The sequence below is a fragment of the uncultured Tenacibaculum sp. genome, from assembly GCF_947499065.1.
GTDB lineage: Bacteria > Bacteroidota > Bacteroidia > Flavobacteriales > Flavobacteriaceae > Polaribacter.
Genome location: NZ_CANMMT010000008.1, coordinates 17,507 through 41,636 on the forward strand (window position 1 = coordinate 17,507; position 24,130 = coordinate 41,636).

General features: G+C 28.6%; 20 protein-coding genes. 10 read left to right on the forward strand and 10 right to left on the reverse strand.

Annotation, left to right across the window (positions count from 1 at the left end; genetic code table 11):
- Window positions 1-2: 2 nt before the first annotated feature.
- Entirely contained in the window at window positions 3-1,430 is a 1,428-nt protein-coding gene (gene pyk, locus Q0958_RS14855) for a pyruvate kinase (RefSeq protein ID WP_299124428.1), read from the forward strand.
- A 58-nt stretch (window positions 1,431-1,488) separates the two neighbouring features.
- Here pyk and Q0958_RS14860 read toward each other — a convergent pair whose 3' ends face one another.
- Window positions 1,489-3,789 (reverse strand): M20/M25/M40 family metallo-hydrolase, encoded by a 2,301-nt coding sequence (locus Q0958_RS14860; protein ID WP_299124430.1) that lies wholly within the window; start codon window positions 3,787-3,789, stop codon window positions 1,489-1,491.
- Between the two features lie 102 nt (window positions 3,790-3,891).
- Here Q0958_RS14860 and Q0958_RS14865 point away from each other — a divergent pair, with 102 nt between their 5' ends.
- On the forward strand, window positions 3,892-4,362 hold the full coding sequence (locus tag Q0958_RS14865) for a CBS domain-containing protein (RefSeq protein ID WP_299124432.1): 471 nt from the start codon (window positions 3,892-3,894) through the stop codon (window positions 4,360-4,362).
- On the opposite strand, the gene Q0958_RS14870 is transcribed toward Q0958_RS14865, so the two are convergent.
- Window positions 4,359-4,709, reverse strand: coding sequence for a hypothetical protein (locus Q0958_RS14870; RefSeq protein ID WP_299124434.1), 351 nt, complete (start codon window positions 4,707-4,709; stop codon window positions 4,359-4,361). The genes Q0958_RS14865 and Q0958_RS14870 overlap by 4 nt on opposite strands.
- Window positions 4,699-5,241, reverse strand: a complete 543-nt coding sequence (locus tag Q0958_RS14875; RefSeq protein ID WP_299124436.1) for a GNAT family N-acetyltransferase — start codon at window positions 5,239-5,241, stop codon at window positions 4,699-4,701. Before Q0958_RS14875 ends, Q0958_RS14870 begins: the two co-directional genes overlap by 11 nt.
- Before the next feature lie 168 nt (window positions 5,242-5,409).
- On the opposite strand from Q0958_RS14875, the gene ssb reads away from it, so the two are divergent.
- Window positions 5,410-5,745, forward strand: coding sequence for a single-stranded DNA-binding protein (gene ssb, locus Q0958_RS14880; protein WP_235275557.1), 336 nt, complete (start codon window positions 5,410-5,412; stop codon window positions 5,743-5,745).
- A gap of 58 nt (window positions 5,746-5,803) precedes the next feature.
- Here ssb and Q0958_RS14885 read toward each other — a convergent pair whose 3' ends face one another.
- Together Q0958_RS14885 and Q0958_RS14890 are read right to left on the reverse strand one after the other, a co-directional pair.
- Window positions 5,804-6,559, reverse strand: a complete 756-nt coding sequence (locus tag Q0958_RS14885; RefSeq protein WP_299124439.1) for a LytTR family DNA-binding domain-containing protein — start codon at window positions 6,557-6,559, stop codon at window positions 5,804-5,806.
- Between the two features lie 10 nt (window positions 6,560-6,569).
- Window positions 6,570-9,704, reverse strand: coding sequence for a histidine kinase (locus tag Q0958_RS14890; RefSeq protein ID WP_299124441.1), 3,135 nt, complete (start codon window positions 9,702-9,704; stop codon window positions 6,570-6,572).
- An 836-nt stretch (window positions 9,705-10,540) separates the two neighbouring features.
- Between Q0958_RS14890 and Q0958_RS14895 the strand changes: the two genes are divergently transcribed.
- The gene (locus tag Q0958_RS14895; RefSeq protein WP_299124443.1) at window positions 10,541-10,870 is read left to right on the forward strand and encodes a hypothetical protein; all 330 of its coding nucleotides are present in this window, start codon (window positions 10,541-10,543) and stop codon (window positions 10,868-10,870) included.
- A 215-nt stretch (window positions 10,871-11,085) separates the two neighbouring features.
- Here Q0958_RS14895 and Q0958_RS14900 read toward each other — a convergent pair whose 3' ends face one another.
- From Q0958_RS14900 to metG, 3 genes are all read right to left on the reverse strand, one after another.
- Complete coding sequence (locus Q0958_RS14900; RefSeq protein ID WP_299124445.1) at window positions 11,086-13,209, reverse strand: Tex family protein; 2,124 nt, start codon at window positions 13,207-13,209, stop codon at window positions 11,086-11,088.
- Window positions 13,210-13,212: 3 nt separating this feature from the next.
- Window positions 13,213-14,796, reverse strand: coding sequence for a hypothetical protein (locus Q0958_RS14905; RefSeq protein ID WP_299124447.1), 1,584 nt, complete (start codon window positions 14,794-14,796; stop codon window positions 13,213-13,215).
- Window positions 14,797-14,868: 72 nt separating this feature from the next.
- Window positions 14,869-16,929 (reverse strand): methionine--tRNA ligase, encoded by a 2,061-nt coding sequence (gene metG / locus Q0958_RS14910; protein ID WP_299124449.1) that lies wholly within the window; start codon window positions 16,927-16,929, stop codon window positions 14,869-14,871.
- A 184-nt stretch (window positions 16,930-17,113) separates the two neighbouring features.
- Here metG and Q0958_RS14915 point away from each other — a divergent pair, with 184 nt between their 5' ends.
- The 3 genes from Q0958_RS14915 to Q0958_RS14925 all read left to right on the forward strand — a co-directional run bounded on the left by Q0958_RS14915 (window position 17,114) and on the right by Q0958_RS14925 (window position 19,570).
- Window positions 17,114-18,031, forward strand: a complete 918-nt coding sequence (locus Q0958_RS14915) for an LD-carboxypeptidase (RefSeq protein WP_299124451.1) — start codon at window positions 17,114-17,116, stop codon at window positions 18,029-18,031.
- Window positions 18,032-18,111: 80 nt separating this feature from the next.
- The gene (locus Q0958_RS14920) at window positions 18,112-19,194 is read left to right on the forward strand and encodes a cytochrome c peroxidase (RefSeq protein ID WP_299124453.1); all 1,083 of its coding nucleotides are present in this window, start codon (window positions 18,112-18,114) and stop codon (window positions 19,192-19,194) included.
- A gap of 16 nt (window positions 19,195-19,210) precedes the next feature.
- Window positions 19,211-19,570 carry a YraN family protein gene (locus tag Q0958_RS14925; RefSeq protein WP_299124454.1) on the forward strand — a complete coding sequence of 120 codons (360 nt, stop codon included), beginning with the start codon at window positions 19,211-19,213 and terminating at the stop codon, window positions 19,568-19,570.
- 52 nt (window positions 19,571-19,622) lie between these two features.
- On the opposite strand, the gene Q0958_RS14930 is transcribed toward Q0958_RS14925, so the two are convergent.
- Entirely contained in the window at window positions 19,623-21,005 is a 1,383-nt protein-coding gene (locus tag Q0958_RS14930) for a redoxin family protein (RefSeq protein WP_299124456.1), read from the reverse strand.
- A gap of 128 nt (window positions 21,006-21,133) precedes the next feature.
- On the opposite strand from Q0958_RS14930, the gene Q0958_RS14935 reads away from it, so the two are divergent.
- A complete protein-coding gene (locus Q0958_RS14935; RefSeq protein ID WP_299124458.1) occupies window positions 21,134-21,928 on the forward strand; it encodes an SDR family oxidoreductase in 795 nt (264 codons plus the stop codon).
- A gap of 2 nt (window positions 21,929-21,930) precedes the next feature.
- Here Q0958_RS14935 and Q0958_RS14940 read toward each other — a convergent pair whose 3' ends face one another.
- Entirely contained in the window at window positions 21,931-22,287 is a 357-nt protein-coding gene (locus Q0958_RS14940; RefSeq protein WP_150899344.1) for a hypothetical protein, read from the reverse strand.
- Window positions 22,288-22,398: 111 nt separating this feature from the next.
- Here Q0958_RS14940 and Q0958_RS14945 point away from each other — a divergent pair, with 111 nt between their 5' ends.
- Window positions 22,399-22,920: a CvpA family protein gene (locus Q0958_RS14945; protein ID WP_299124461.1), complete on the forward strand. Its 522-nt coding sequence runs from the start codon at window positions 22,399-22,401 to the stop codon at window positions 22,918-22,920.
- A 9-nt stretch (window positions 22,921-22,929) separates the two neighbouring features.
- Window positions 22,930-24,060, forward strand: coding sequence for a helix-turn-helix domain-containing protein (locus Q0958_RS14950; protein ID WP_299124463.1), 1,131 nt, complete (start codon window positions 22,930-22,932; stop codon window positions 24,058-24,060).
- Window positions 24,061-24,130: the final 70 nt, after the last annotated feature.

Genomic DNA, 24,130 nt, shown 5'->3' on the forward strand with positions numbered 1-24,130 from the left:
TTATGCCACACAATAAGAAAACAAAAATTGTAGCAACATTAGGACCAGCAACAAGTACCAAAGAAGTTTTAGCTGAAATGGCTGCATCTGGAGTAAATGTTTTTAGAATTAATTTTTCTCACGCAGATTATGATGATGTAAAAGAGCGTATTCAGCAAATTAGAGAAATTAATGAAGAAAGAGGTTACAATGTAGCAATTTTAGCCGATTTACAAGGTCCTAAGCTTAGAGTGGGGGTAATGCAAGAAGGAGTCGAATTAAAAGCTGGAGACACCTTTACTTTTACTACAGAAGAATGTGAAGGTACTAAGGAAAAAGCTTTTATGACTTACCAACGTTTTCCTAAAGATGTAAAAGCTGGAGAACAGATTTTGGTAGATGATGGTAAACTATTATTTGAAGTAGTTTCTACAGACAAAGAGAAAGAAGTAGTTGCTAAAGTAATAGTAGGAGGTCCATTAAAATCTAAAAAAGGAGTAAACCTTCCAAATACAAACATTTCTTTACCAGCATTGACTGAAAAAGATAAAAAAGACGTTGTTTTTGCTTTACAACAAGAAGTTGATTGGGTTGCTTTATCTTTTGTAAGAACTCCAGAAGATTTAAGAATTTTACGTGACTTAATTAAACAAAAGTCAAGATATAGAGTACCAGTTATTGCTAAGATTGAAAAACCAGAAGCAGTAGAAAATATAGATGCGTTAATTCCTTATTGTGACGGATTAATGGTAGCTCGTGGTGATTTAGGTGTTGAAGTACCAATGCAAGATGTTCCTTTAATTCAAAAGAGTTTAGTTCGTAGAGCTAAAGAAGCAAGAATCCCAGTTATTATTGCTACTCAAATGATGGAAACTATGATTGATAATGCAGTACCTACAAGAGCAGAGGTAAATGATGTTGCGAATTCAATTATGGATGGAGCAGATGCAGTAATGCTTTCTGGTGAAACATCAGTTGGAAAACACCCTATTAAAGTTATTAAAAAAATGACTGAAATTATTAGTAGTGTTGAGTTCTCTGAATTAATTAAAGTTCCACAAGAACCACCTCATATTCGTACAAACAGATTTATAACAAAATCTATTTGTCATCACGCAGCTTTAATGGCTGATGATATTAACGCGGCAGCTATTTCTACATTAACTAATAGTGGTTATACCGCTTTTCAAATTTCAGCATGGAGACCAAAATCACATGTATTAGCGTTTTCATCAGAGAAAAGAATTTTAGGAAAATTAAATCTTTTATGGGGAGTTAGAGCTTTCTATTACGATAGAGATTTAAGTACAGATGATACTGTTGAAGATATTAATGAAATAGCCAAAGAAAAAGGTTTTGTAAAAGGAGGAGATTTTATGATCAACTTATCATCAATGCCTGTAAAAGCAAAAGGTATGGTAAATACTTTACGTGTTTCTCAAATAGACTAAGAAGTATTAGCATTAAATAAATAAAAAAGCGCAACCCAAGAGGTTGCGCTTTTTTATTTTATAATTGTATTTTTTTAGACGTTATAATGGCATCATTGGTTACAAAAGGCATCGGCATCATTATTTCACTTCGAGGTTTTAAATTAAACTTAGGATGTGTTAATAAATCATACGAAACTTCATTTAAAACAATGTTAGGTTTTTCATCTTTATTTAAAGTGAATGATACAGTTACATCCTTATCAGAGTTTGCTATTTGATAAATTAATAATATTCCTTTGTGAGCTTTAAAAGCTTTTCCAGAATCATAAAAAGCACCGTTTACTTTCAAGTCCTTTAATTGGATAGGAGTGTTGTTGTAAAACTCATATTTATTGATGTTGCGCGTAGGTGTAATTGTTAAGTTTAACTTCCTTTCATTATTAATAATGGTATCTAAATTGATTTTAATATTGGAAGTGCTTAAGTTTTTATTTTCTGCCTTTTTATGATAGTTAAAACGAGTATTATACTTGCTTTTACCTTCGACTGAAGGAATACTCCCTTCTTGATAATCAGAATTAAAAATTTGTTTTGTGTAATTATCTAATGTTTTGTTGTAAGTACCCCAATAAGCCATTTTATCATCAGAATTTTGAATATAAACAATACTATTAGGTCTTTTTTTATCAATTGAAAAACCACTGTTAAAAGTTGCAAGAACAAAGAATATTATAGAAATAATACCAGTAATAGTTTGCCATCTGTTCTTTCTTTTTTGTTGATGAAAAACAGGTAAGGTAAAACCAAAAACTAAAACAATAAAAATAGCTGAAACAAATAAAATTTTAAGTCCTAAAGCAACAGGAAACAATTGAATCATAGGAGCTATAATATATACAGTTGGAACTGATATTATGGCAAATAAAGTGGCTTTAGAATTTGCTTTTAGTTTCATTAAAATTAGAATAGCTAAAATTAAAAGAGAAGCATAAACAGGAATAATAAAGAAACCAGCTCCTGGTAAGTATTGGTAAATGAAATAGTTTAAAATAAAACTAAGAGCTATTGGAGCAATAAATAAATCTGTAGTTTTATGTTCTTTAAAACGGCTGTAAATTTTAAATACAATCCAAATATTTAAAAATATAAAAGCAATGATGTATTGATACCCGTTATAAGTAAAACCATGAAGCATATCGGTATATTGCGGGTGTATTATTAAAATTAACTGCCATAAACCGTAAGATACACCAGCACAAATAACCAATGAAGCTATGTAAGGTATAAAACCAATAAAAGTGCCTCTAATAGTAAGTTTATTCTTTGAAAAACCTAAAAAGAGTAGCATACAAAATATGATGAAACTTATAATTAATAAGGTACCGCCCCAAGAGAAAGGGTAAGTCAACATTTTAATTATTGGAAAGTTTACATAAATATAATCTTCGTCACTGTTTAAGTTTGTTAAGTCAGAATTAGCAAAATAATTTAGAGATGTAGTAAAATATTCTGCCTGATGCATTAAAGTTTCTCTATTTAACCTTTCATAAGAATCCTGAGCAGTATGATAATCGAAATGATCATCAATAAAAGCAAAATTGAATCCATTGATATTTCCTTTTTCTCTAAATACAGTTAAATCAGTATCGTTAGGCAACTTTTTATAGATGCTATACATTAATGAGTTTGCTGCAGGATAGTTTGGATTTGAATTTAAAAATTCAGTAAGTAATTTTTTATTCTTACCATTTGTTTCCATTAGCATATAGCTAGATCCTCCACTACCTCGTGCTTCAAAATTTAATACTATTCCGATATTCTTAGCTAAAGGATGATTTTCTACAAAAGCTTGTGCTCCTAATAAACCTAATTCTTCGGCATCAGAAAAAAGAATAATAATATCATTTTTAGGTTGTTTATTTTTAGCTAAAAATGCTCTTACTCCTTCTAGTATAGTTACAACACCAGAACCAGCATCACTAGCACCTAACGAAGAGTGTGGATTAGAATCGTAATGAGTAAGTAATAATACAGATTTCCCACTACCAGAACCTTTAATCTTTGCTATAATATTTTCAGTAGTTGTACTAGCTCTCCATTTTTTATTAATAGCTGTTTGGTATTGAATTTCAGGAGTTAAATTCAGTTTTTTTAACTCATTTACGATATAATCTTGAACCACTTTGTGCTCAGGCGAACCAGTATGATGAGTTTTTTTAGATATGTTTTTTAAATGATATAAAGCATTATTTAACGAAAAATCCTCAGATTTCAATTCTTTACTACTTGAAGGAACAGAGGGGATTACATCGTTAAAACTCCAATAAACTGTAAAAATTACGATTAGTACAGCGATAAAATTATTTGATGATTTCATAGTAAAATTTTAATGCATATAAAAGTAAGTAAATTTACTCTTTATCTGTAAAATAGTTAATTAATTAAAAATCAGTATATTTAGTAGCTAAATCTTACTATTATGGGAATTATTAACTTTCAAGGCAAGCGAACAAATCAACAAGAAAAAGAGTCGGTGCCAATTTTGGTTTCTGATTATATGTCTAAAAATCTTATTACGTTTAAAGAAGATCAATCTATTGAAGATGTTATCGATTCTCTAATCAAAAATAAAATTTCTGGAGGTCCTGTTGTGAATGATAAAAATGAATTAGTTGGAATAATTTCTGAAGGAGATTGTATAAAACAAATATCCGAAAGTAGATATCATAATTTACCTATTGATAAAAATAATACAGTTTCAAAAGCTATGATTACACAAGTTGAAACTATTGATGGAGATATGAATATTTTTGATGCTGCTAATAAATTTTTAGAATCGAAGAGAAGACGTTTTCCAATTACTGAAAATGGAAGATTAGTTGGGCTGATAAGCCAAAAGGACGTGTTAAAAGCTGCGATGAAACTAAGGGGTAATACGTGGAATAGCTAATCTTGTCTAACTAGTAAATACATTTCGTTTTCCAATTCTAAATATCCTTGATCATATACATAAAAATAGGTGTTTCCTGTTTTTGTAATATAAATAGAAGTAATAAACTTAAAGTCAAAACCTCTATCGAATAATTTACGTCTGCTAACTTTTGTTTTTCCTGAAGTGTTAAGTCCACATAGTATTTTATAATTTTTACGAAGCCTATTATTAGTATTTCTAACAAGGTTTTTACTTTCCTTATTAATTTTATTGTTATAGGCGTTTCGACAATAATCTGTGCAGAATTTTTTATCAACTCTACCTATAACTTTTTCACCACATTCTAAACATTTTTTAGCATCCATAATCTGTTTTTTTCAATTCATACCATTTAGCATCGTTACCTTCGAATTTAAAATCGTTTACATATTTCAATCCTATTTTTTGTAGAATTTTGTTGGACCCAATATTATCTGTTTCAGCAGCTCCGTAAATAATATCATATTTCATTTGTTCGAAACCAAATTTTAAACATGTTATTGCTGATTCTGTTGCATATCCTTTTCCCCAGAATTTTGGTAATAATCTATAACCTATATCAATAAAGTTAGTAAAGCCATTTAGCTCTTCTTCTAGGCCTTTATTTAGTTTTAATCCCGACCATCCTATAAAATCTCCTGATTCTTTTTCAAAGGCAGCAAACCTACCAATACCATTTTCACTGTATTGTTTTTCGAAAAAATCAATAATGTCTTCAGCTTGTTTATAAGTAGTAATTGGATTATTGCCAAGATATTTATGTACTTCTGCGTTTGAGTCTAATTCAAAAATATGCGCTGTGTCTTTTCCTTCAAACTTTCTCAATATCAGGCGATTTGTTTCTAATTGGAACTTCATTTTTAGCTATGTTTTTCCTCAAATATAGTAAATATTAAACGACTACATTCATTTACAAACGAAAACAAACGATTACTTACCGATTATGATTTGGATTGTGCTAGATATTTGCAGTGTTAATTCGATTGAATAACAGAGTCTTAACTGTTTAATGAAAAAATAATAATTATGAATGCACTAAAAAACAGAGTACAGTTGATTGGAAATTTAGGAAATGACCCAGAAATTATCAATTTAGATAATGGTAAAAAAATAGCTAAGTTTTCATTAGCTACAAATGAAACGTATAAAAACTCAGAAGGAGAAAAAGTTACAGATACTGAATGGCACTATATAGTTGCATGGAATAAGATAGCTGAAATTATAGAACAATACTTACAAAAAGGAAGTGAAGTAATGATTGAAGGAAAATTAACTTCTAGATCTTTTGAAGATAAAGAAGGGGTTAAGCGCTATGTTACTGAAGTAATTTGTAATGAATTACTAATGCTAGGTAGCAAATAGTGGGAAAGTTGTTTTATGAAAAAGAGAAAAAGGCATTTTTATAATGCCTTTTTTTATTTTAAATACCTAAAACTCTATTTAATATTTCTTGTCTTCTTCTTGCTACAGGGATGTTTTTGTTATTATTCATTTTGCAATAAAAACCATCATTTTTTATAATTTTTGAAGTGTGATTTATATTTATGATATAACTTTTATGAGTTCTGAAAAAAGGCAAATTGTCTAAAATATCATCGTAATCACCAAGATTTCGAGAAGCTATTATTTGTGTATTATTAGTACAGTGAAAAATAGTATAACGCCCTTGAGATTCTAAAAATATTATATCCTTAAATTTAATTAATTCAATTCGATCATTAGATGGTATGGCAATAAAGTCTTGTTTTAAAGAATCGTTAATTGTTTTGTTTAGACTATTAATTTGAGTTTCGGATGTAAATATTTTCTCTTGAATATCTTTTTTAACTCTATTTACAGCTAAGATTAGTTCTTCTGTAACAATTGGTTTTAAAATATAATCAACAGCGTTGTACTTAAAAGCTTTTAAAGCATATTTTTCATGGGAAGTAACAAATATTACTTTAACATTTTGCGGTAACATACAATCTAATAAGTCAAATCCAGTTTTGTCTTTTAGTTGTATATCTAAAAACAGAATATCTGTATTATTATTTTGCAAGGCTTTTATTCCTTCTTCAAAAGAAGTAGCTTCAGCGATTACATTAATATCTCCACAAAACTCGTTTAAATAATATTTTAAGAGTCTTATATTTTTTATTTCATCGTCTATAATAATAGCATTTATTTTTTCCATAGTTTGTTTTTTATATGATGTTATCTTGTATAGGTATATTTAAAACAACTTCAGTTCCTGAAGGATTACCATTTTCATGTAAGTCAATGATTTTTAATTGCATTTTTTTATTGTGTACGCTATTGTAGCCAGAAATTCTATCCTTTAAAATTTCGGTACTCCAAGAACGTCTTTTTTTTCTTCTATAATTTTTGGCAGCAGTTCTACCTATGCCATTGTCAATTACTCTAATTTGTATATAATCGCTTATTATTGAGAAGTCTATAGTTAATTTCCAGTCTTCTTCTTTATTAGATAGTCCATGTATAATAGCATTTTCAATTATAGGTTGAATTAACATACAGGGTATTTTATGGTAGTTGATATTTATTTCAGGAGAGATATTGAAAATAGTATTTAGCTTTTTTTCGAAACGCATTTCTTCTAGTTCGATATAGTTTTTTAAATAAGATATTTCATCTTTTAAAAAAGTCCACTCAGAGCCAGTCATATCTAGTGTTGTTCGAAAAAGTTTTGAAAAAATTTGAATATAATGAGTAGCTACTTTAACACCATCAAAAATTAATACACTTTGAATTCCGTTTAAAGCATTTGATATAAAATGAGGATTCATTTGCGCTCTCAATGCCTTAGATTCTTGTTTAACAATTTGTAGTTGTGCTAAATATTTTTCATGAATCCTATTCTTTTTATGTTGATAAAAAAGATATAAACTTGATAGGATTAATAAGGCACTCAAAAAATAAAACCAGGTTGTTTTATAAAAAATTTGGGAAACAAAAATGTTATATTTTAAATGATTAGATTGTTTTCCTTCATTATCATAACCTTTTATTTCTAGCGTATGATTTCCAGAAGGTAAATCTCTTAATCGTAATGAACTAGTATTTTCCATTTTTATCCATTCATTATTATCATAATAACTGAGCTTGTAAAAGAAAAGGTTATCATTTGCGTTGTTTATAACACTGTTTTTCAAAGCAAATCCCATCTCTATACTATTATGATTATAAGAAAGCCTTATTTTTTTAGGCTTGTTTGAAAGTCCCATTCGTGTTCTAGTAACTTTCCCTTCTTCTGGATTGAATTTCTGTATATAGGAACAGTAAATGGATGATTTTTGAGGATTAAATATTAGTTCATCAGGATTAAAGTTTACAATACCATTTAAACCTCCAAAATATAAGGTTCCGTTTTTAGCCTTATAAAAGGACTTAGCATTAAATTCATTATGGGGCATTCCATCTTTTTCATAATAATGATTAGTTAATGAATTTTTTAAATTGAGTTGTATGAGCCCATTAAAAGTACTAATCCATAAAAAATCACCATTTGGAATTAAGCCTACGATATTATTACTTTTTAAGCCTAAATTTTTTAATTCGATGTCTTGATAATTCGATTTTACTGAGATTTTATAAAGACCGTTACGAGAACCAGCCCAAATGTTTCCATAAGAATCCTTTGTGATGACTTTTATAGATTTCGACATGTCTAAGTTTGAATTATCGTTTTTTAGATAAGTAACAGCTTTATTGGTCTTTAAGTTTTTTTTGTATAAGCCTTGAAGACCTCCAATCCATAAATTATTGTTTTTTTTGTCTAAAAATAAATAGTTAATTTCCTTATTTAAAGATATTGAAGGAGATAAGTTGCCAATATATATTAGTTTTTTTGTTTTTAAATTATATTTAAAAAGTCCATTGCTAGTAGCTAAACATAACTCATCATTAGCAATACTTAGAATGTCTAAAATTGTAGGAGGAGATTTTAATTTTAATTCATTAAATATATGATGAACAATATAAGTTTTACTCTTTAGATTAAGATCAAAAAGACAATTTGCAAAACCATACAAGATAACTTTATTTTTATTATTGATGAATTCCATATCATATATCATTCCATCATAAAAGGAGTTGTTTTTTTTAGTGCCCTTTAATTTAAATTTATTGAAAACACTATCAGTTCTAGTTTTTTTGTATAAACCATAATGAGCAGCAACGTAGGTGTTTAAGCTATCATCTTCAATAATTCCTCTTGTACTAATAAGTTTGTTTTTATTACTTAAAAATCGATTAAATGAATTGTTATAAAGCTGGTAGCAATAAATTTTTTCAGGACTTATACCTATAATAGTATTGTTTTGAAAAAATTTTACCTCTTTTACAGATACGTTAATAGAATTTAAAGTATTATTTTTTAAAATTGGTATTCCATTGCGAAACTCAATAGTTCCTAAGTATATTTTTTTGGTATCAGTTGCTATTAACTTATATGTGTTTTTTGATATATATTTTAACTTATAATTGAAAAAAGGCAATTGAAATATAAATGCTTTTAAATCTTTATTGTAGAAATATTCACCTTCTTTTTGTCCTAATTTAAATTTACCATAATAACTTTTTTTGAAAGGTAGCTTTTCAGAAAAGCTGAGATAATAATAATTATAATTTATACTGTTTTTTTCATAGTTTTTTAAAAACGAATCAAGAAATGGATAAAATCTTAGTTTTTTGCTTTTGTTTAATGAACCTTGATAAATACCATTGTAGGTTAAGAAAACAATTTGATGATTGGATATTTTTATAATTTTTGATTTAGCTAACAGATATAATTTTTCTTTAGGTAATGGGATGTTGAAGTTGTATTTTTCTATTTCATTGTTAGGTTTAATACAATAGAATACACTAGTACAGGTGCCTAGCCAAATATTCCCTTTAGCATCTTCATAAGCAGAATTAAACCAACTATCTCTTTTTTCTCCAATTTTTTCTATAGGATTTAAACGTTGAATGACTCCTTTGGTAGGATCAATTTTGAAAGCTCCAAATTCGGTTAAAGCCCAGAAGAACCCATTTTTAGTTTCAATAAAATCATAGACTTCTTCGATTATATTACCGTTTTTTGTTTTTAGCTTATAAAATTCTTTTTGGTTTCCCATTTCTCTAGTAATACCATTTAGGCTATTATGCCAGATAAAACCATAACTATCGATAAATAGAATTTTATTTTGAGAAGAAGAGATGCCACTATCGGCAATTGAAATTTCGTTTATTTTATTTTGAGATAAACAATGTATAGAAATAATAATAAGCCATAATAAACTTATTGTTTTAAACCTCTTAAGCCCCCACTTAATCATATATAATACTATTACACCTATAAAATAATAGGTGATGTTAATTTATTTTAACAATAGAAAGTTATTATACTTAAGTAGTTTGGGAGGTTAAATATAATTTTTTAAAACAAGAAGAGCTAATTTTTAACCATTTATTACTTGACTTTAATTATCCATTACTAGTTGTTTTTTAATAAAAACTAATACATTCTTCAAATGACTTCAAAAAAGCCCTTCAGATATCTCCTTCAATTTACCGTTTATTACACATTACCTACCGTTGGTTACATAGATGTATACGTTAGTTGATTTACGCAAGGTTTTTATTAGGTATAGATGTTTCTTTGTGTAGGAGTTAGCGAATATATAGCTCTAAATAAATTAGTTGAAATAGTACTCTATTAAACAGAATTAAGTAATTCTTTTTAGAAAGTCTATTAATCAAGAAGCTAATTTAAAGTTCATAAAGTTAGGAATAAAAAAACAATGATAGAGTGGAGGCCATCAATGTTAAATCACCTACCAATGATAGTAGTTTGTTATTATGTTTAGATAATTAAGGGATATCTAGGGATACGTTATGTAAGGTTAGGCTATAAATTATTGGTAGGGAGTTGATGGTGATCACAAAATTTTATCATCAGCCCTATTCACTGAGTTGGGGGACTTAGGCTCTTTCTATTAAATATAGTATAGTATTACGGAATAGGGTTTGATGATTTTATAAAAAATGTTTTGATAGATAATACTAAGTAAGGGCTATGAATATACTTATTGTGTTAATGTTTGTTCTCGTTCTATGTAATTGCATGATAAAGATATGTTTAATTAGCCCTACTTTTATTTAAAATATGATTATGGAGTTTAAGTTGACAACCTACAAAACAATTAGAGGAACAAAAGAAATTTTAGAGTTAAAAGATTATAAAGCAACAGAAGCTATAATTTACAAAGATGGTTCGCCTCGTTTTTATGTTGACTGTTTTGATTTGTGTACTGAATCTAATGTGATTATGAATAGTATGGTGTTATGTCGTCAACAAAAACTTAAAGAGGTAATAAAAGAAATAGGCAGAATGAATAAGGTAAATATATCAATACAAAAAGCTCCTTTTTTTTCAATTAAGAAAAAGGTCGAGTTTAAAAAATTAGAATTACCTCCATTACCTAAAAAATGGTTAATATGATAGTGATGTTAAAGGAGGTAAGTGTATTCTAATTTTACTAATTACTATTCAATAAATAAAGGGAAATTGCAAAGAAAACAATACCCAGCCCCCCGAAGGCGCTTTATATTTAGGATGTTTCGAATTTCTAGGGATAAAGAGTTAGAAAGATGTTATGTAAATAACATCTTTCTTTTTTGTAAAAAAATTGTTTTTTTATATTAAGGTTTTAAATATTAAAAAGCCATACTTAATTGAATTCGTTTTCTAACAATATCAACTTCTAATACTTTTACTTCTACATGTTGATGTAAACTTACATGTTCATTCACATCTTTTACAAAAGTATTGGCAAGGTTAGATACATGCACCAATCCACTTTCCTTAATGCCGATATCTACAAAACATCCAAAATTGGTAATATTATTTACAATTCCAGGTAGTTTCATACCTACTTTAATATCGTCAATAGTTTTTATGTGTTCATTAAAGCTAAAAGTTTTAGCCTTTTCTCTTGGGTCTAAACCTGGTTTTTCTAACTCCTTTATAATATCTTGTAAAGTAGGAAGTCCGTAGGATTCTGTAACATATTGCTGTAATTTTAATTGTTTTAAAACAGACGTGTTACCTATTATATCAATTACATTATTACCAGAATCTTTAGCCATTTGTTTTACTAAAGTATATCGTTCAGGGTGAACAGCAGAATCATCTAATGGATTGCTACTATTTTTAATACGTAAAAAACCAGCAGATTGTTCAAAAGCTTTTCCTCCTAATCGTGGTACTTTTTTTATAGCAGTTCTATTTGCAAAAGCTCCATGTTCGTTTCTATAATTTACAATGTTTTCCGCTAATTTAGGCCCTATTCCAGATACATAGCTTAATAAAGAGGCGCTTGCTGTATTTATATTTACACCTACTTTATTTACACAATGTTCTACAACAGTATCTAACGATTTTTTTAAACTTGATTGTTCTACATCGTGTTGATATTGTCCTACACCGATAGACTTTGCATCGATTTTTACCAATTCCGCTAAAGGATCAGCTAATCTACGACCAATTGAAATTGCTCCTCTCACAGTTACGTCGTAGTTAGGAAATTCATCACGAGCAATTTTTGAAGCTGAATAAATGGATGCCCCAGCTTCGCTGACAACAAAAACTTCTATAGAGTTTTTAAAATGAATTCGTTTTACAAGTTGTTCTGTTTCTCTAGATGCTGTTCCATTACCAATAGCAATTGCTTCAATTTTATATGCGTCTGTTAATGAGCTAATTTTTTTTATAGCCTCTGTTGCTTGACGTTGAGGAGCATGAGGGAAAATAGTTTCATTATGTAATAAATTACCTTGAGCATCTAAACAAACTATTTTACAACCGGTTCTAAAGCCAGGATCAATTGCTAGTATACGTTTTTCTCCTAATGGAGCACCTAATAAAAGTTGTTGTAGATTTTTAGCAAATACTTTTATAGCACTTTCGTCTGCTTTTTCTTTTGCCAAATTAAGGGACTCTGTACTTAGAGAAGGTAAAAGTAAACGTTTGTAAGCATCTGCTATGGCTAACTCGATTTGATCAGCACATTCATTATGTGAACGAATGATACGGTCTTCCATTTTTTGAAGAGCTCGTTCATTATCTATCTCAATTTTTACTCGAATGAAGCCCTCTTTTTCAGCCCTTAAAATTGCCAATAAGCGATGTGAAGGAATACGACTTAAATTTTCCTCCCAATCGAAATAGTCCTTAAATTTTTGAGCTGCTTCTTCGTCTTTTTTAGTTTTAACAACTTTTGTAATAATGGTAGCAAAACGCTCTAATTGATATCTAATATTATTTCTAATGTCTGTACGTTCGTTAACCCATTCAGCAATAATATGACGCGCACCTTCTAGAGCTTTTTCTTCAGAATCTACTTCTTTGTTAATATATTTTGAAGCTGTATATTCTAAGTCGTTTACTCTTTGACTCATAATCATTTTAGCCAAAGGTTCTAAGCCATTTTTTCGAGCGGTTTCTGCTTTTGTTTTACGTTTCTTTTTATATGGAAGATATAAATCTTCTAAAGAAGTAAGGTCTTCTATTTTATCTATTTTATCTTTTAGTTCTTGAGTTAAAAGATTTTGATCTTCAATAGCCTTTAAAATAGCTGTTTTCCTTTTTTCAATAGCTTCAAATTGTTCTTTTAATTGAACTATTTGTCCGATTTCAACTTCATCTAAATTACCTGTTTTCTCTTTTCGATAACGAGCAATAAAAGGGACAGTACAATCTTCGTTTAACAATTCGATAGTATTTTGAATTGATTTTTGTGAGATTTGTACACGAGAAGTAATATAGGATATAAGTTGCATAAATTAATTGAATTTATAGTAAGTATACTTTTTTGTTAAAGGTAAATAAGATCCAAGGATAGTTGAGTTGTTGGTTTTAAAAACATCAAAAGCTATTGGAACTTCTATCTTTTTTTGTTCGTTTTCATATATACCATCTTTCTCGTTAGAGAGTATTGGTTTTATAAAGCTAGTAATTTTGTCATATAAGTTTTCCTTAATAGTGCCTGACAAATGATTAAAATTTTTATCAAAAAGACAATGAATACGAACTGATTTTGTAGTTAAATAACTAGTGTAAGAATTAAAATTTACTTGAGAAAAGTTATTAGTATCAATAAAATTAGGAGCTCCAGCCATTAATACCATTCCTAAAATCGTAGAAATTGTATTAGTTCCCTTACTAGCTAATTTAGAACTTCCAATGACTATTTCATAACCATTTGTATTTTTCATTACTCCAATGCCTATGTTGCTTTGAGAAATCTTTCTTAAAAATTTATTTGTCTTTTCTAAATCGCGATGATCTTCAAATGCACCACCTTCTTGAAAGATAGGAGTATTTTTAAAATTGATAGAATTGTTTGATTTAGCTGTAATTTCTTTTAATAATTGTTCTCTTTTTATATCGTAAATAGTAAATGTTAATATGTTTTTGGATGCTGCTACTTGAAATAATAGATTGTTGTGAATAAAAGAGTTAGACCTTTTATACATTTTTTTTACATTGAATAAAGGTTTTTTTATTTTTTGAAATGAATAAGTGCCTTTATCTATATTTAATGTTAATATTTGAGTGTAAAATCTATTTTTATCTAGCGTAATTATTACATTGTTATTGTTAACATAAAGCTTGCTTAATCTTGAAGCAAGATCTATTGAAGTAGGTGAAGTTTGATTTCTTTTAGTTGTTGTAGAAAAGCTTTTATAAACTATCTCATTTTTATATGGAATTTCATTAATTTTAGTAAGCTCATAAACTATATTTCCAATCTGTCTATGGTTAGGTTTAGTGTAATCAACCAGGAGTTTTTTTAAAGAAATTTCTTTAGTGTCAGTAATTAAAAACTTTTCATTTTGAAAGTTAAATTTGGTTGAGGTAGTAGCACCATTACTATAATAGTTCCTAGAAACTATGGCTGAGTTTTTTTCATTCAGAAAAAGTAAATGAACTTTATTTCCTTTATTAACACTTTGAAGAAATCGAAGATTTTTTAATTCAAAATTACTTTCAGTTATGATAGTTTTGTTTTTGTCAAATAAGAATTTAGCTAAAATAAATTTACTTCTTTCATTGTTAGAAAGAATAAGCGTGTAATTATTTTCTTGATTATATAATTTTCCAATAATTACGTTGTATTTAGGTTTTATACCTTTTAAAACTAACTTTTTTCTATTTTGAAAATCTTTATTTAATAAATAAGCATAAATGCTTTTCTTTTTAAATAAGAAGGTTGAAATATTATCAGTGTATTTATTAAATATTGAAAATGATTTTTGAATGTGTTTTGATGAGTTTTCTATTTCAGGCTTAAAACTTCCAATTTGTTTTTGAGAACTAACATGAGTTAAGTTCATAATCATCAAAATGAAAATAATTTTTTTCATATCAATTTATTTATAATAAAAAAAACCTCACTAAAAAGTGAGGTTACGAATATACTAAAATGTTGTTTTTGTTTAAGCGATAAACTCTCCGTTATTAACCTTGTCAGAAGGTTGTACAAAAGCAAGTTTACCGTCAGGAGTATCTGTCATCAAAATCATTCCTTGGCTTACTACTCCACGTAATTTTCTTGGTGCTAAATTACATAATACAGATACTTGTTGGCCAATAATATCTTCTGGTTTAAAGCTTTCTGCAATACCAGAAACAATAGTTCTTTTATCAATACCTACATCTACCGTAAGTTTTAATAATTTTTTAGTTTTGGCTACTTTTTCAGCTTCTAAAATAGTACCTACACGAATATCTAATTTTGTGAAATCATCAAACTCTATAGTGTCTTTTTGTGGTTCTATTACTTTATTTGCTGCTTCATTTGCCTTTTTAGTAGCTTCTAATTTTGCTAGTTGCTCTTCAATAGTTTTATCTTCTATTTTAGGGAATAATAATTCAGCTTTTCCTTCTTGTATTTGATGCCCTTCTGGTAATAAAACTTCTTTTTCAGAAACTTCATTCCATTGTAAGTTTTCATCAGTTTTTAATATTGATTTTAACTTTTTTGAAGTAAAAGGCACGAAAGGTTCTGATAATACCGATAAAGCTGTTGCTATTTGTAAGGCAACATACATAATTGTTTTAACACGCTCTTCATCTGTTTTAATTAAATTCCAAGGTTCTTCGTCAGCTAAATATTTATTTCCTAAACGAGCTAAGTTCATTAATTCTTGTGAAGCCTCTCTGAAACGATAACGTTCAATAGACTTAGCAATAATATTAGGGAATTCTTTTAGAGCTGCTAAGGTATCTTCATCAACTTCAGAAAAATCATTAGGAGTAGGTACAATACCATTGTAGTATTTGTTAGTTAATACTACCACACGGTTAATAAAGTTACCAAAAATGGCTGCTAACTCATTGTTGTTTTTTGCTTGAAAATCTTTCCAAGTAAAATCATTGTCCTTACTTTCAGGTGCATTAGCTGTTAAAGTATAACGTAACACGTCTTGCTGACCTGGGAATTCTTCTAAATATTCATGTAACCAAACTGCCCAGTTCTTAGAAGTTGATAACTTGTTTCCTTCTAAATTTAAAAACTCGTTAGCAGGTACATTTTCAGGTAAGATATAATCTCCATGAGCCTTTAGCATAGAAGGGAAAATAAGACAGTGAAATACAATATTATCTTTTCCTATAAAGTGTACTAGTTTAGTGTCGTCTTTTTTCCAATAATCTTCCCAGTTTTTACCTTCTCTTGCTGCCCATTCTTTAGTAGCAGAGATGTATCCAATAGGAGCATCAAACCATACATATAATACTTTTCCATCAGCTCCTTCAACTGGTACTGGAATTCCCCAATCTAAATCACGTGTTACTGCACGAGGACGTAAACCATCGTCAATCCACGATTTACATTGTCCTAAAACGTTAGGTTTCCAGTCATTTTTATGACCTTCTAAAATCCATTCGCGTAAAAATGCTTCATGTTTATCTAAAGGTAAAAACCAGTGTTTTGTTTCTTTTAATGTAGGAACATTTCCTGTAATTGCTGACTTTGGGTTAATTAAGTCGGTAGCATTATGACTTGTACCACATTTTTCACATTGATCTCCGTAACTTTCTTCATTTCCACATTTTGGACAAGTACCAATTACAAAACGATCTGCTAAATATTGATTTGCTTCTGCATCGTATAATTGTTCTGTTACTTCTTCAATAAATTCTCCATCGTTGTATAACTTGGTAAAGAATTCAGAAGCTGTTTTATGATGAATTTCAGCTGAGGTACGAGAATAATTATCAAACGAAATACCAAAGTCTTCAAACGACTTTTTAATAATTCCGTGATATTTATCAATAATATCTTGAGGAGTAACACCTTCTTTTTTTGCTCGCATTGGAATAGCTACTCCGTGCTCATCTGAACCACAGATGTAGGCTACATCTTTACCTCTTTGACGTAAATAACGTGCATAAATATCTCCAGGAACATAAACACCTGCTAAATGACCAATATGAATAGGTCCGTTTGTATAAGGTAATGCTGCTGTAATTGTATATCTTTTAGGTGTACTCATGTTTTTTTACTAAAATTAAAGCGCAAAAGTACAAAAAAGCAATTTTTTATACTGTTATAAAATAGGTACATTTGATAGATTTTATACTTTAGAGTCAAGAAAAAAAGACATGATTATGAGAAAAAGAATATTCTTGTTGTTTTTTATGCTGATGATTTCATCAGTTTTTTCACAAACTAAACATATGAAGTTAGTAAAACCACCGTATTTACAAAAAGGAGATACGATTGCAATAGTAGCCCCTGCGGGTATTTTGAAAAACAGAAAACACATTATTGATAAAGCTAAGGAATTAGCTGAAAGTTGGGGGTTAAAAGTGGTTTATGGTAAGCATATGTTTAATCAAAATAATCATTTTGCTGGTACAGATGAAGAACGTTGTCAGGATGTTCAAGATGCATTAGATAATCCTAATATAAAAGCAATTTGGTCAGCTCGAGGTGGGTATGGTTCTGTTAGAATTCTAGATAAATTGGATTTTACTAAATTTAAAGAAAATCCAAAATGGATAATAGGCTATTCTGATATTACCGCTTTTCATAATCATATTCATAATTTGAGAGTTGAAACAATTCATGGTATGATGGGAACAAGTATGCAAGATGAAATAGAAGATATTCCAGAAACTATTGAAACGCTGAGAAAAGCTTTGTTTGGAGAAACTTTAAACTATACTATTCAGTCATCGAAATATAATAGAATAGGAGAAGTGTCAGGTGGAATAATAGGAGGAAATATTGCTATTTTAGCCTCTATGCTTGGTTCAGATAGTCAAATGTCAACAGAAGGAAAAATTCTTTTCATTGAAGAAATTGGTGAATATAAATATGCTATTGATAGAATGTTACAAAGTTTAAAACGAGCAGGCTATTTTAATAAATTGAAAGGAGTTATTGTTGGAGATATGACTAAAATTAAAAGAAATACAACTCCTTGGGGGAGTTCTATAGAACGGTTGATTTTAGATGTGATTCCTAAAGACATTCCTGTTCTGTTTAATTTTCCTGCTGGTCATGAACCAGACAATAGAGCTTTGATAATGGGAAGAACTGTTAAGTTAAATATTGATAAAAGTAGTTCTTCAGTTGCTTTTACAAAATAAATAAACTTCGTTTCATTTTGATTTAAATCAAAACCGTTTTTTTGCTTTTTCAGGAACTTTGTTAGGTTAACAAATGAAGAATGAAAAAGAGCGAGTTATATATTTTACTACCCTTTATTTTAGTTTTTTTCTATTCATGTTCAAATGGAGCAGAAGTAGATGAATATACTTTATTGCCTTATAAATTAGATTTTACTGGCTTTTCACAACCAAACATTCCTGAAGATAATCAACTAACGGAGCAAGGAGTTTTCTTAGGTAGGAAGCTTTTTTATGAGAAAAGTTTAAGTAAAGACAATTCGATTTCCTGCGCTTCTTGTCATGAGCAAAAGAATGCATTTTCAGATAAAAGAAGGTTTTCTGTTGGAGTGAAAAAGTTACCAGGAAAAAGACAAGCTATGGCTATTTTTAATATGGCATGGAATACGAATGGTTTCTTTTGGGATGGTAGAGCTCATTTATTAAGAGATCAAGCTTTAATGCCTATCGAAGATGAATTAGAAATGGATGAAACATTAGAAAATGTTATAGAAAAGCTTAAACAGAAAAGTGACTATAAATTGTTATTTAATAAGGTTTTTCCTAGTGGAGGAATATCTGCAGAAACTATTTCTTTAGCATTAGAACAGTTTATGAACTCAATTATTTCGAATCAAAGTAAATATGATCGCTATTTAAGAAAAGAAGCGACATTAACAACAAGTGAAGAAAGAGGTCGAATATTATTTTTTAAAGGTTACGATGGAAATAATCCAAACAATTCTGGAGCTAATTGTGCACAATGTCATAATGGTGCTAACTTTGAAAACAATGAGTACATGAATAATGGCTTAGATTTAGAAATTAATTTTAAAGATATTGGAAGGGAGAAAGTAACTCAAAGTTCTTTTGATAGAGCAAAATTTAAAGTACCTTCTTTAAGGAATATCGAGGTAACAGCACCTTATATGCATGACGGAAGGTTTAAAACATTAGAAGAAGTTATAGACCATTATAATGATGAAGTGGTGAATTCACTTACTTTAAACTTAACATTAGCAAGTATTAGTAAAAAAGGCTTGGAATTAACAGAACAGGATAAACAAGATTTAATAGCATTTTTAAAAACATTAACAGATACTAATTTGTTAGAAAATCCAAAGTTTTCAAATCCATCCAAATAAGTTGTAACTTAACAGAATGGCAAAACATAATGAACTTGGAAAAAAAGGTGAAGAATTAGCTATTGAATATTTGCAAGAGAAAGGATATGTAATTCTTGAAAAAAATTATCGATTTCAAAAAGCTGAAATTGATATTATTGCTAAAAAAGCTGAAGTATTAATAGTTGTTGAGGTAAAAACAAGATCAACGAGTTATTTTGGAAATCCTCAAGATTTTATAAATCCTAAAAAGGTTAAGTTATTAGTAGCTGCAGCCGATAACTATATAAATGAAAAAGAATTAGATGTAGAATTACGATTTGATGTTATAGCATTAATTAAAGAAAAAGAAGAGTTTAAAATAGAACACTTGGAAAATGCTTTCTTACATTTTTAAAACAAAACACCCATCAAAATTTGATGGGTGTTTTGTTTGTTGAAATCATTTTTTAATGACTTTCAAAATATTTTTTTACATCTTCTAGTTCCTCTGGTGTAGCAATAATTTTCTTATTACTATCTAAAACAAAGTAACTAGGAGTTCCTAATAAGTTATATGCTCTTACAGTTTCATTATCCCATTTATATTCTGGGTGAGTACCTGCTGCATTATGCCAATTAGGTAATTGTTTTTTAAACTCATTCCAGTCTTTAAAATTATTGTCTGAATTTTCAATTGAAAAAGAAATTACAGAAGTGTTTTTGTGATTGTTCATAAAACTGTATAAGTTAGGAACGTCTCTAACACAGTGAGGACAAGCTGTACTCCAAAATACTAATAAATACTTATCACTATCATTTAAAGTAGATAATTTCATTTCTTTACCATCTTCTTCCCAAGAAAAATCTGGAGCAGTTCTACCTACAGTAGCACGTAATACATCTAATATTTTTTTCTTGAACTCAGCATCTTTTTGATTATCTGGTAAATTATCATAGTGCTCAGCAAATAACCAATCTACCGACTCACCATCACGTTTGTCAGATAAAGAAGTAATTAAAAATTCTAATACAGATTTTTTTAATTTTCCTTTTGGTAGCTCACCAATAACTTTATTAATCGCGCCTCTTAATAATTTTTGTTGTAATTCTTTATCTTCTGAATTGTTTAAGTAAAAAACATAATCGTTAATTCTGTCAACTAAGAAAGAAGAGTTAAATAAAGCTTCACTTTTAAAATCGATATATCTAAAGAAGTTGTCTCCAACAGTTGTTAAATAATCTTCCATATTGTCAACAGGACTAGAAGGATTATATCTTTGAGAAGCTTTAATGAAATGATGAACTAACATTCCTTCAGACTTATTTTCATAAGTTTCTTGCACATCTTCAAGTTGTTTAACTTGTTTTTTATATGCTTTTTTAGCCTCTTTATTTTCTTCTTTAATATAAGCTACTTGATTCTCGTCAATCTTTTTTTGAACAGCAGCATATGCTTGTAAATATTCGTTATATAATTTATTTTCTCTAGATGAAGTAAAAACAACTGATTCATCTGGATATTTTGGATTAAAAATAAATTCTACATTTTCTTTATTAAAGAAAAAGTCTACAAACCCAGCACCTCTGTTTCTATAAGTTGCTCTATAAGCACCTGGTTTAGCCGTGCTTGGTAAGTCGAATTTAAATTTACCTATTGATTGCTTGTTTCCACTAACCACAACAGTATCAAATTGAATTGTTGTATTGGTTACAAATTTTTGTTTTGCTCCTTCTATTTTATACAGAATAACCCAATTGGTTTTTTCTGTTGGAGTCATTGTTCCTTTAACAGTATACTGAGCGTTAACTATTGAAGTAGTAAGTATTAATAGAGCCAGTAATTTTTTCATCATTATAATTTAAAGGGTTGTTATTAAGGTTTTAAAACTAGTCATTTAGAAACTTCTTTCCAAGAAGTGTACCATTTTTATTTTTTGTTGTTTATTTTAGGGGAGTTTTTCTTTAAAGTAAATATTATATGCATATTAAAAATAAAGTTTTTTGGATAACGGGCGCCTCATCTGGTATTGGTAAATCATTAGCGATTGCGTTATCTAATTACGATGCAAATTTAATTTTATCATCGAGAAATACAAATGCTTTAGAGGAGACAAAAATACTTTGCAAAAATTCAAAAAACGTTAAGGTTTTGCCAATAGATTTAGAAGATTATAACAGTTTGACTTCTAAAGTAAATGAAGCTATTAAATTTTTTAATAAAATTGATGTTTTAGTTAATAATGGAGGAATTAGCCAACGTTCTTTAATAAAAGATACCAATATATCTGTTGATAAACGTTTGATGGATATTAATTATTTAGGAACTGTAGCTTTAACCAAGGCATTACTTCCTCATTTTACAGAAAGAAACGAGGGGCATTTTGTTGTAACAACAAGTATTGTAGGGAAAATAGGAACTCCATTACGCTCATCTTATGCAGCAACAAAACACGCATTGCATGGTTTTTTTGATAGTTTACGTGCTGAACATCATAAAGATAACATAGCGGTTACTTTAGTTTGCCCAGGTTTTGTAACTACTAATGTATCTAAAAATGCATTAACAGGAAATGGAAGTCCTCAAAATTCAATGGATGCAGCAACAGCCAATGGTATAAACCCGGATAGATTTGCTGAATTGATGATAAAAGCAATTAGAAAAAAGAAAGAGGAGGTTTATATAGCAGGAGCTAAGGAAAAGCTTGGAGTATATACCAAGCGTTTTTTTCCAAAATTATTATCAAAGATGATAAGAAAATTAAGCGTTACTTAATTTTATTCAAAGAAATCTAAAGCTTCAAAATAATTTATAATTGCTTCTTTAATCAATACAGATTGTTCACCTGGTTTTAAATTAGGTAATTCTGTTAGTGTTTTATAGTGAGGCCAACCATCATTATCAAAAAAATCGAATTCATAATAACCATAAGGTTCTAAAAGTTTACAGATAGCAATATGCATTAAGTTTACTTTTTCGTCTTTTTTAAATTTTCGATGTCCTTGACCTAACTCTTGTACACCAATTAAATAGATGATACCATCTAAGTTCAGTTCATCTCCATCAGCAAATTGTTGTGATAATTGCTTTACAACAAAATCCCATTTTTCTTTTAAGTTAACTTCTTTCGTCATTTGATTTTTTTAAGAAAATGCAAAGATACAAATGAGTTGTGTATATTTGAACATAGAATTGATGCACATAATTACTTTATAAACTCTTTAGAATACCTTTAATTATTGCCTATGAATACTTTTGATATTATTATAACAGCTTTACTTCTTTTTGGATTTGTCCGCGGACTTATGAAAGGGTTATTTGTTGAAGTGGCTTCTTTAGTAGCTTTAGTAGCTGGGGTTTATGGAGCAATTCATTTTTCATACTTTATTGGAGATTGGTTAAAGAATAGTGTTACTTGGGATGAAAAATATATTTCTTTAGCAGCATTTGCAGGAACTTTTATTGTAATTATAATTGTAATATCTTTATTAGGTAAGGCCTTAACCAAAATAGCAGATTTTGCCTCTTTAGGAATTTTAAATAAAATATTAGGAGGAGCTTTTGGCGCTTTAAAAATAGGATTGATATTAAGTGTTATTTTCATATTTTTTGGAAAAATGAATGACACCATTCCATTTGTTTCTGAAGAAAATCTTAATGAATCTATTTTATATAAACCAGTCAAAAAAATTGCTCCAACTATTTTCCCATCTATTATAAAGGATGATGAGGTTGAAGAGGAAGAAGAAATAAAAGAAACAAATTAAAAATTGTATATGGATAGTGCTTCAATTCGAGGTTTTATAACGCTTATATTAATATTTATAGCACTATTGCTTTCGGCATTTTTACTCACTGTAAAAACTAAAAACAAAACAAGTAATCAGTTAATGGCTATTTACTTTATTGTTTTTTCTATTCATATTAGTGTTTTTTTTTATGCTAATTATGTACAAGTACCAGTTACTTTAGACATGCTTCGAGATCAAATCGGATTTCTAGCTAGTCCGCTTTTATATTTATATGTAGTATCCTGTATTTATTCATATTTTAAACTTCAGCCCAAGCATCTGTTACATCTTATTCCATTTGCTATTGAATTACTTATTTATTTTCCTAATTTCTACTTGGCTTCTAAAGAACAGCAAATTGAGTTTTATAATAATTACTACTCTAATATTGAAACAAAAATATCTTTAATATATGGACTTTTGGTTTCAATAGTTTATTTGGTTTTCATATTCGTTGAATTAAAAAAATATAAGGAGCTATTGTTAGAAAACTATTCATCTATTACAAATTATAATTATAAATGGTTATTTCAATTGGCTAGTATTAGTGTTATTTTAATTTCTCTTTCACTAATTAAAAGTATTTATAAATTATTTGGTTCAGATGAAGAAATATTGGATGTTATGCGAATTATAACAACATTAGTCCTACTTGGATATTTATGTTGGATTGTTTTGAAAAGTTTATATCAACCTGAATTGTTTAGAGGAATTGACACCAAACATCAATTAGTTAAAAACTTTTTAGAAGAAAAAACTAAGGATACAAAAGAAGAAGTTTTAGAAGAAGTGTCCGTAGTAAAAAAGTTTATGGAAGAAGAAAGACCTTATTTAAATTCATCTCTTACCATTCATAATTTGGCAAATCAAATGAATATTCCTTACAGAGATTTATCAATATTAATAAATCATAATATAGGACAGCATTTTTTTGAATTTGTAAATGGATATCGAATTAACAGAGCCAAAGAAATTCTTGAAAATCCGGAAAATAAGAAACTAACCGTATTAGAAATTTTATATGAAGTAGGTTTTAACTCTAAATCTTCTTTCAATACAGAGTTTAAAAAACAAACAGGATTAACACCAACTCAATATCGGAAAAAACACTTGTAGTCAGGTGTTTATGATAAAGTCGAACGTTTGTGTGAGATAGTCAAACCAATTTATTCATGAAAAAATAGTT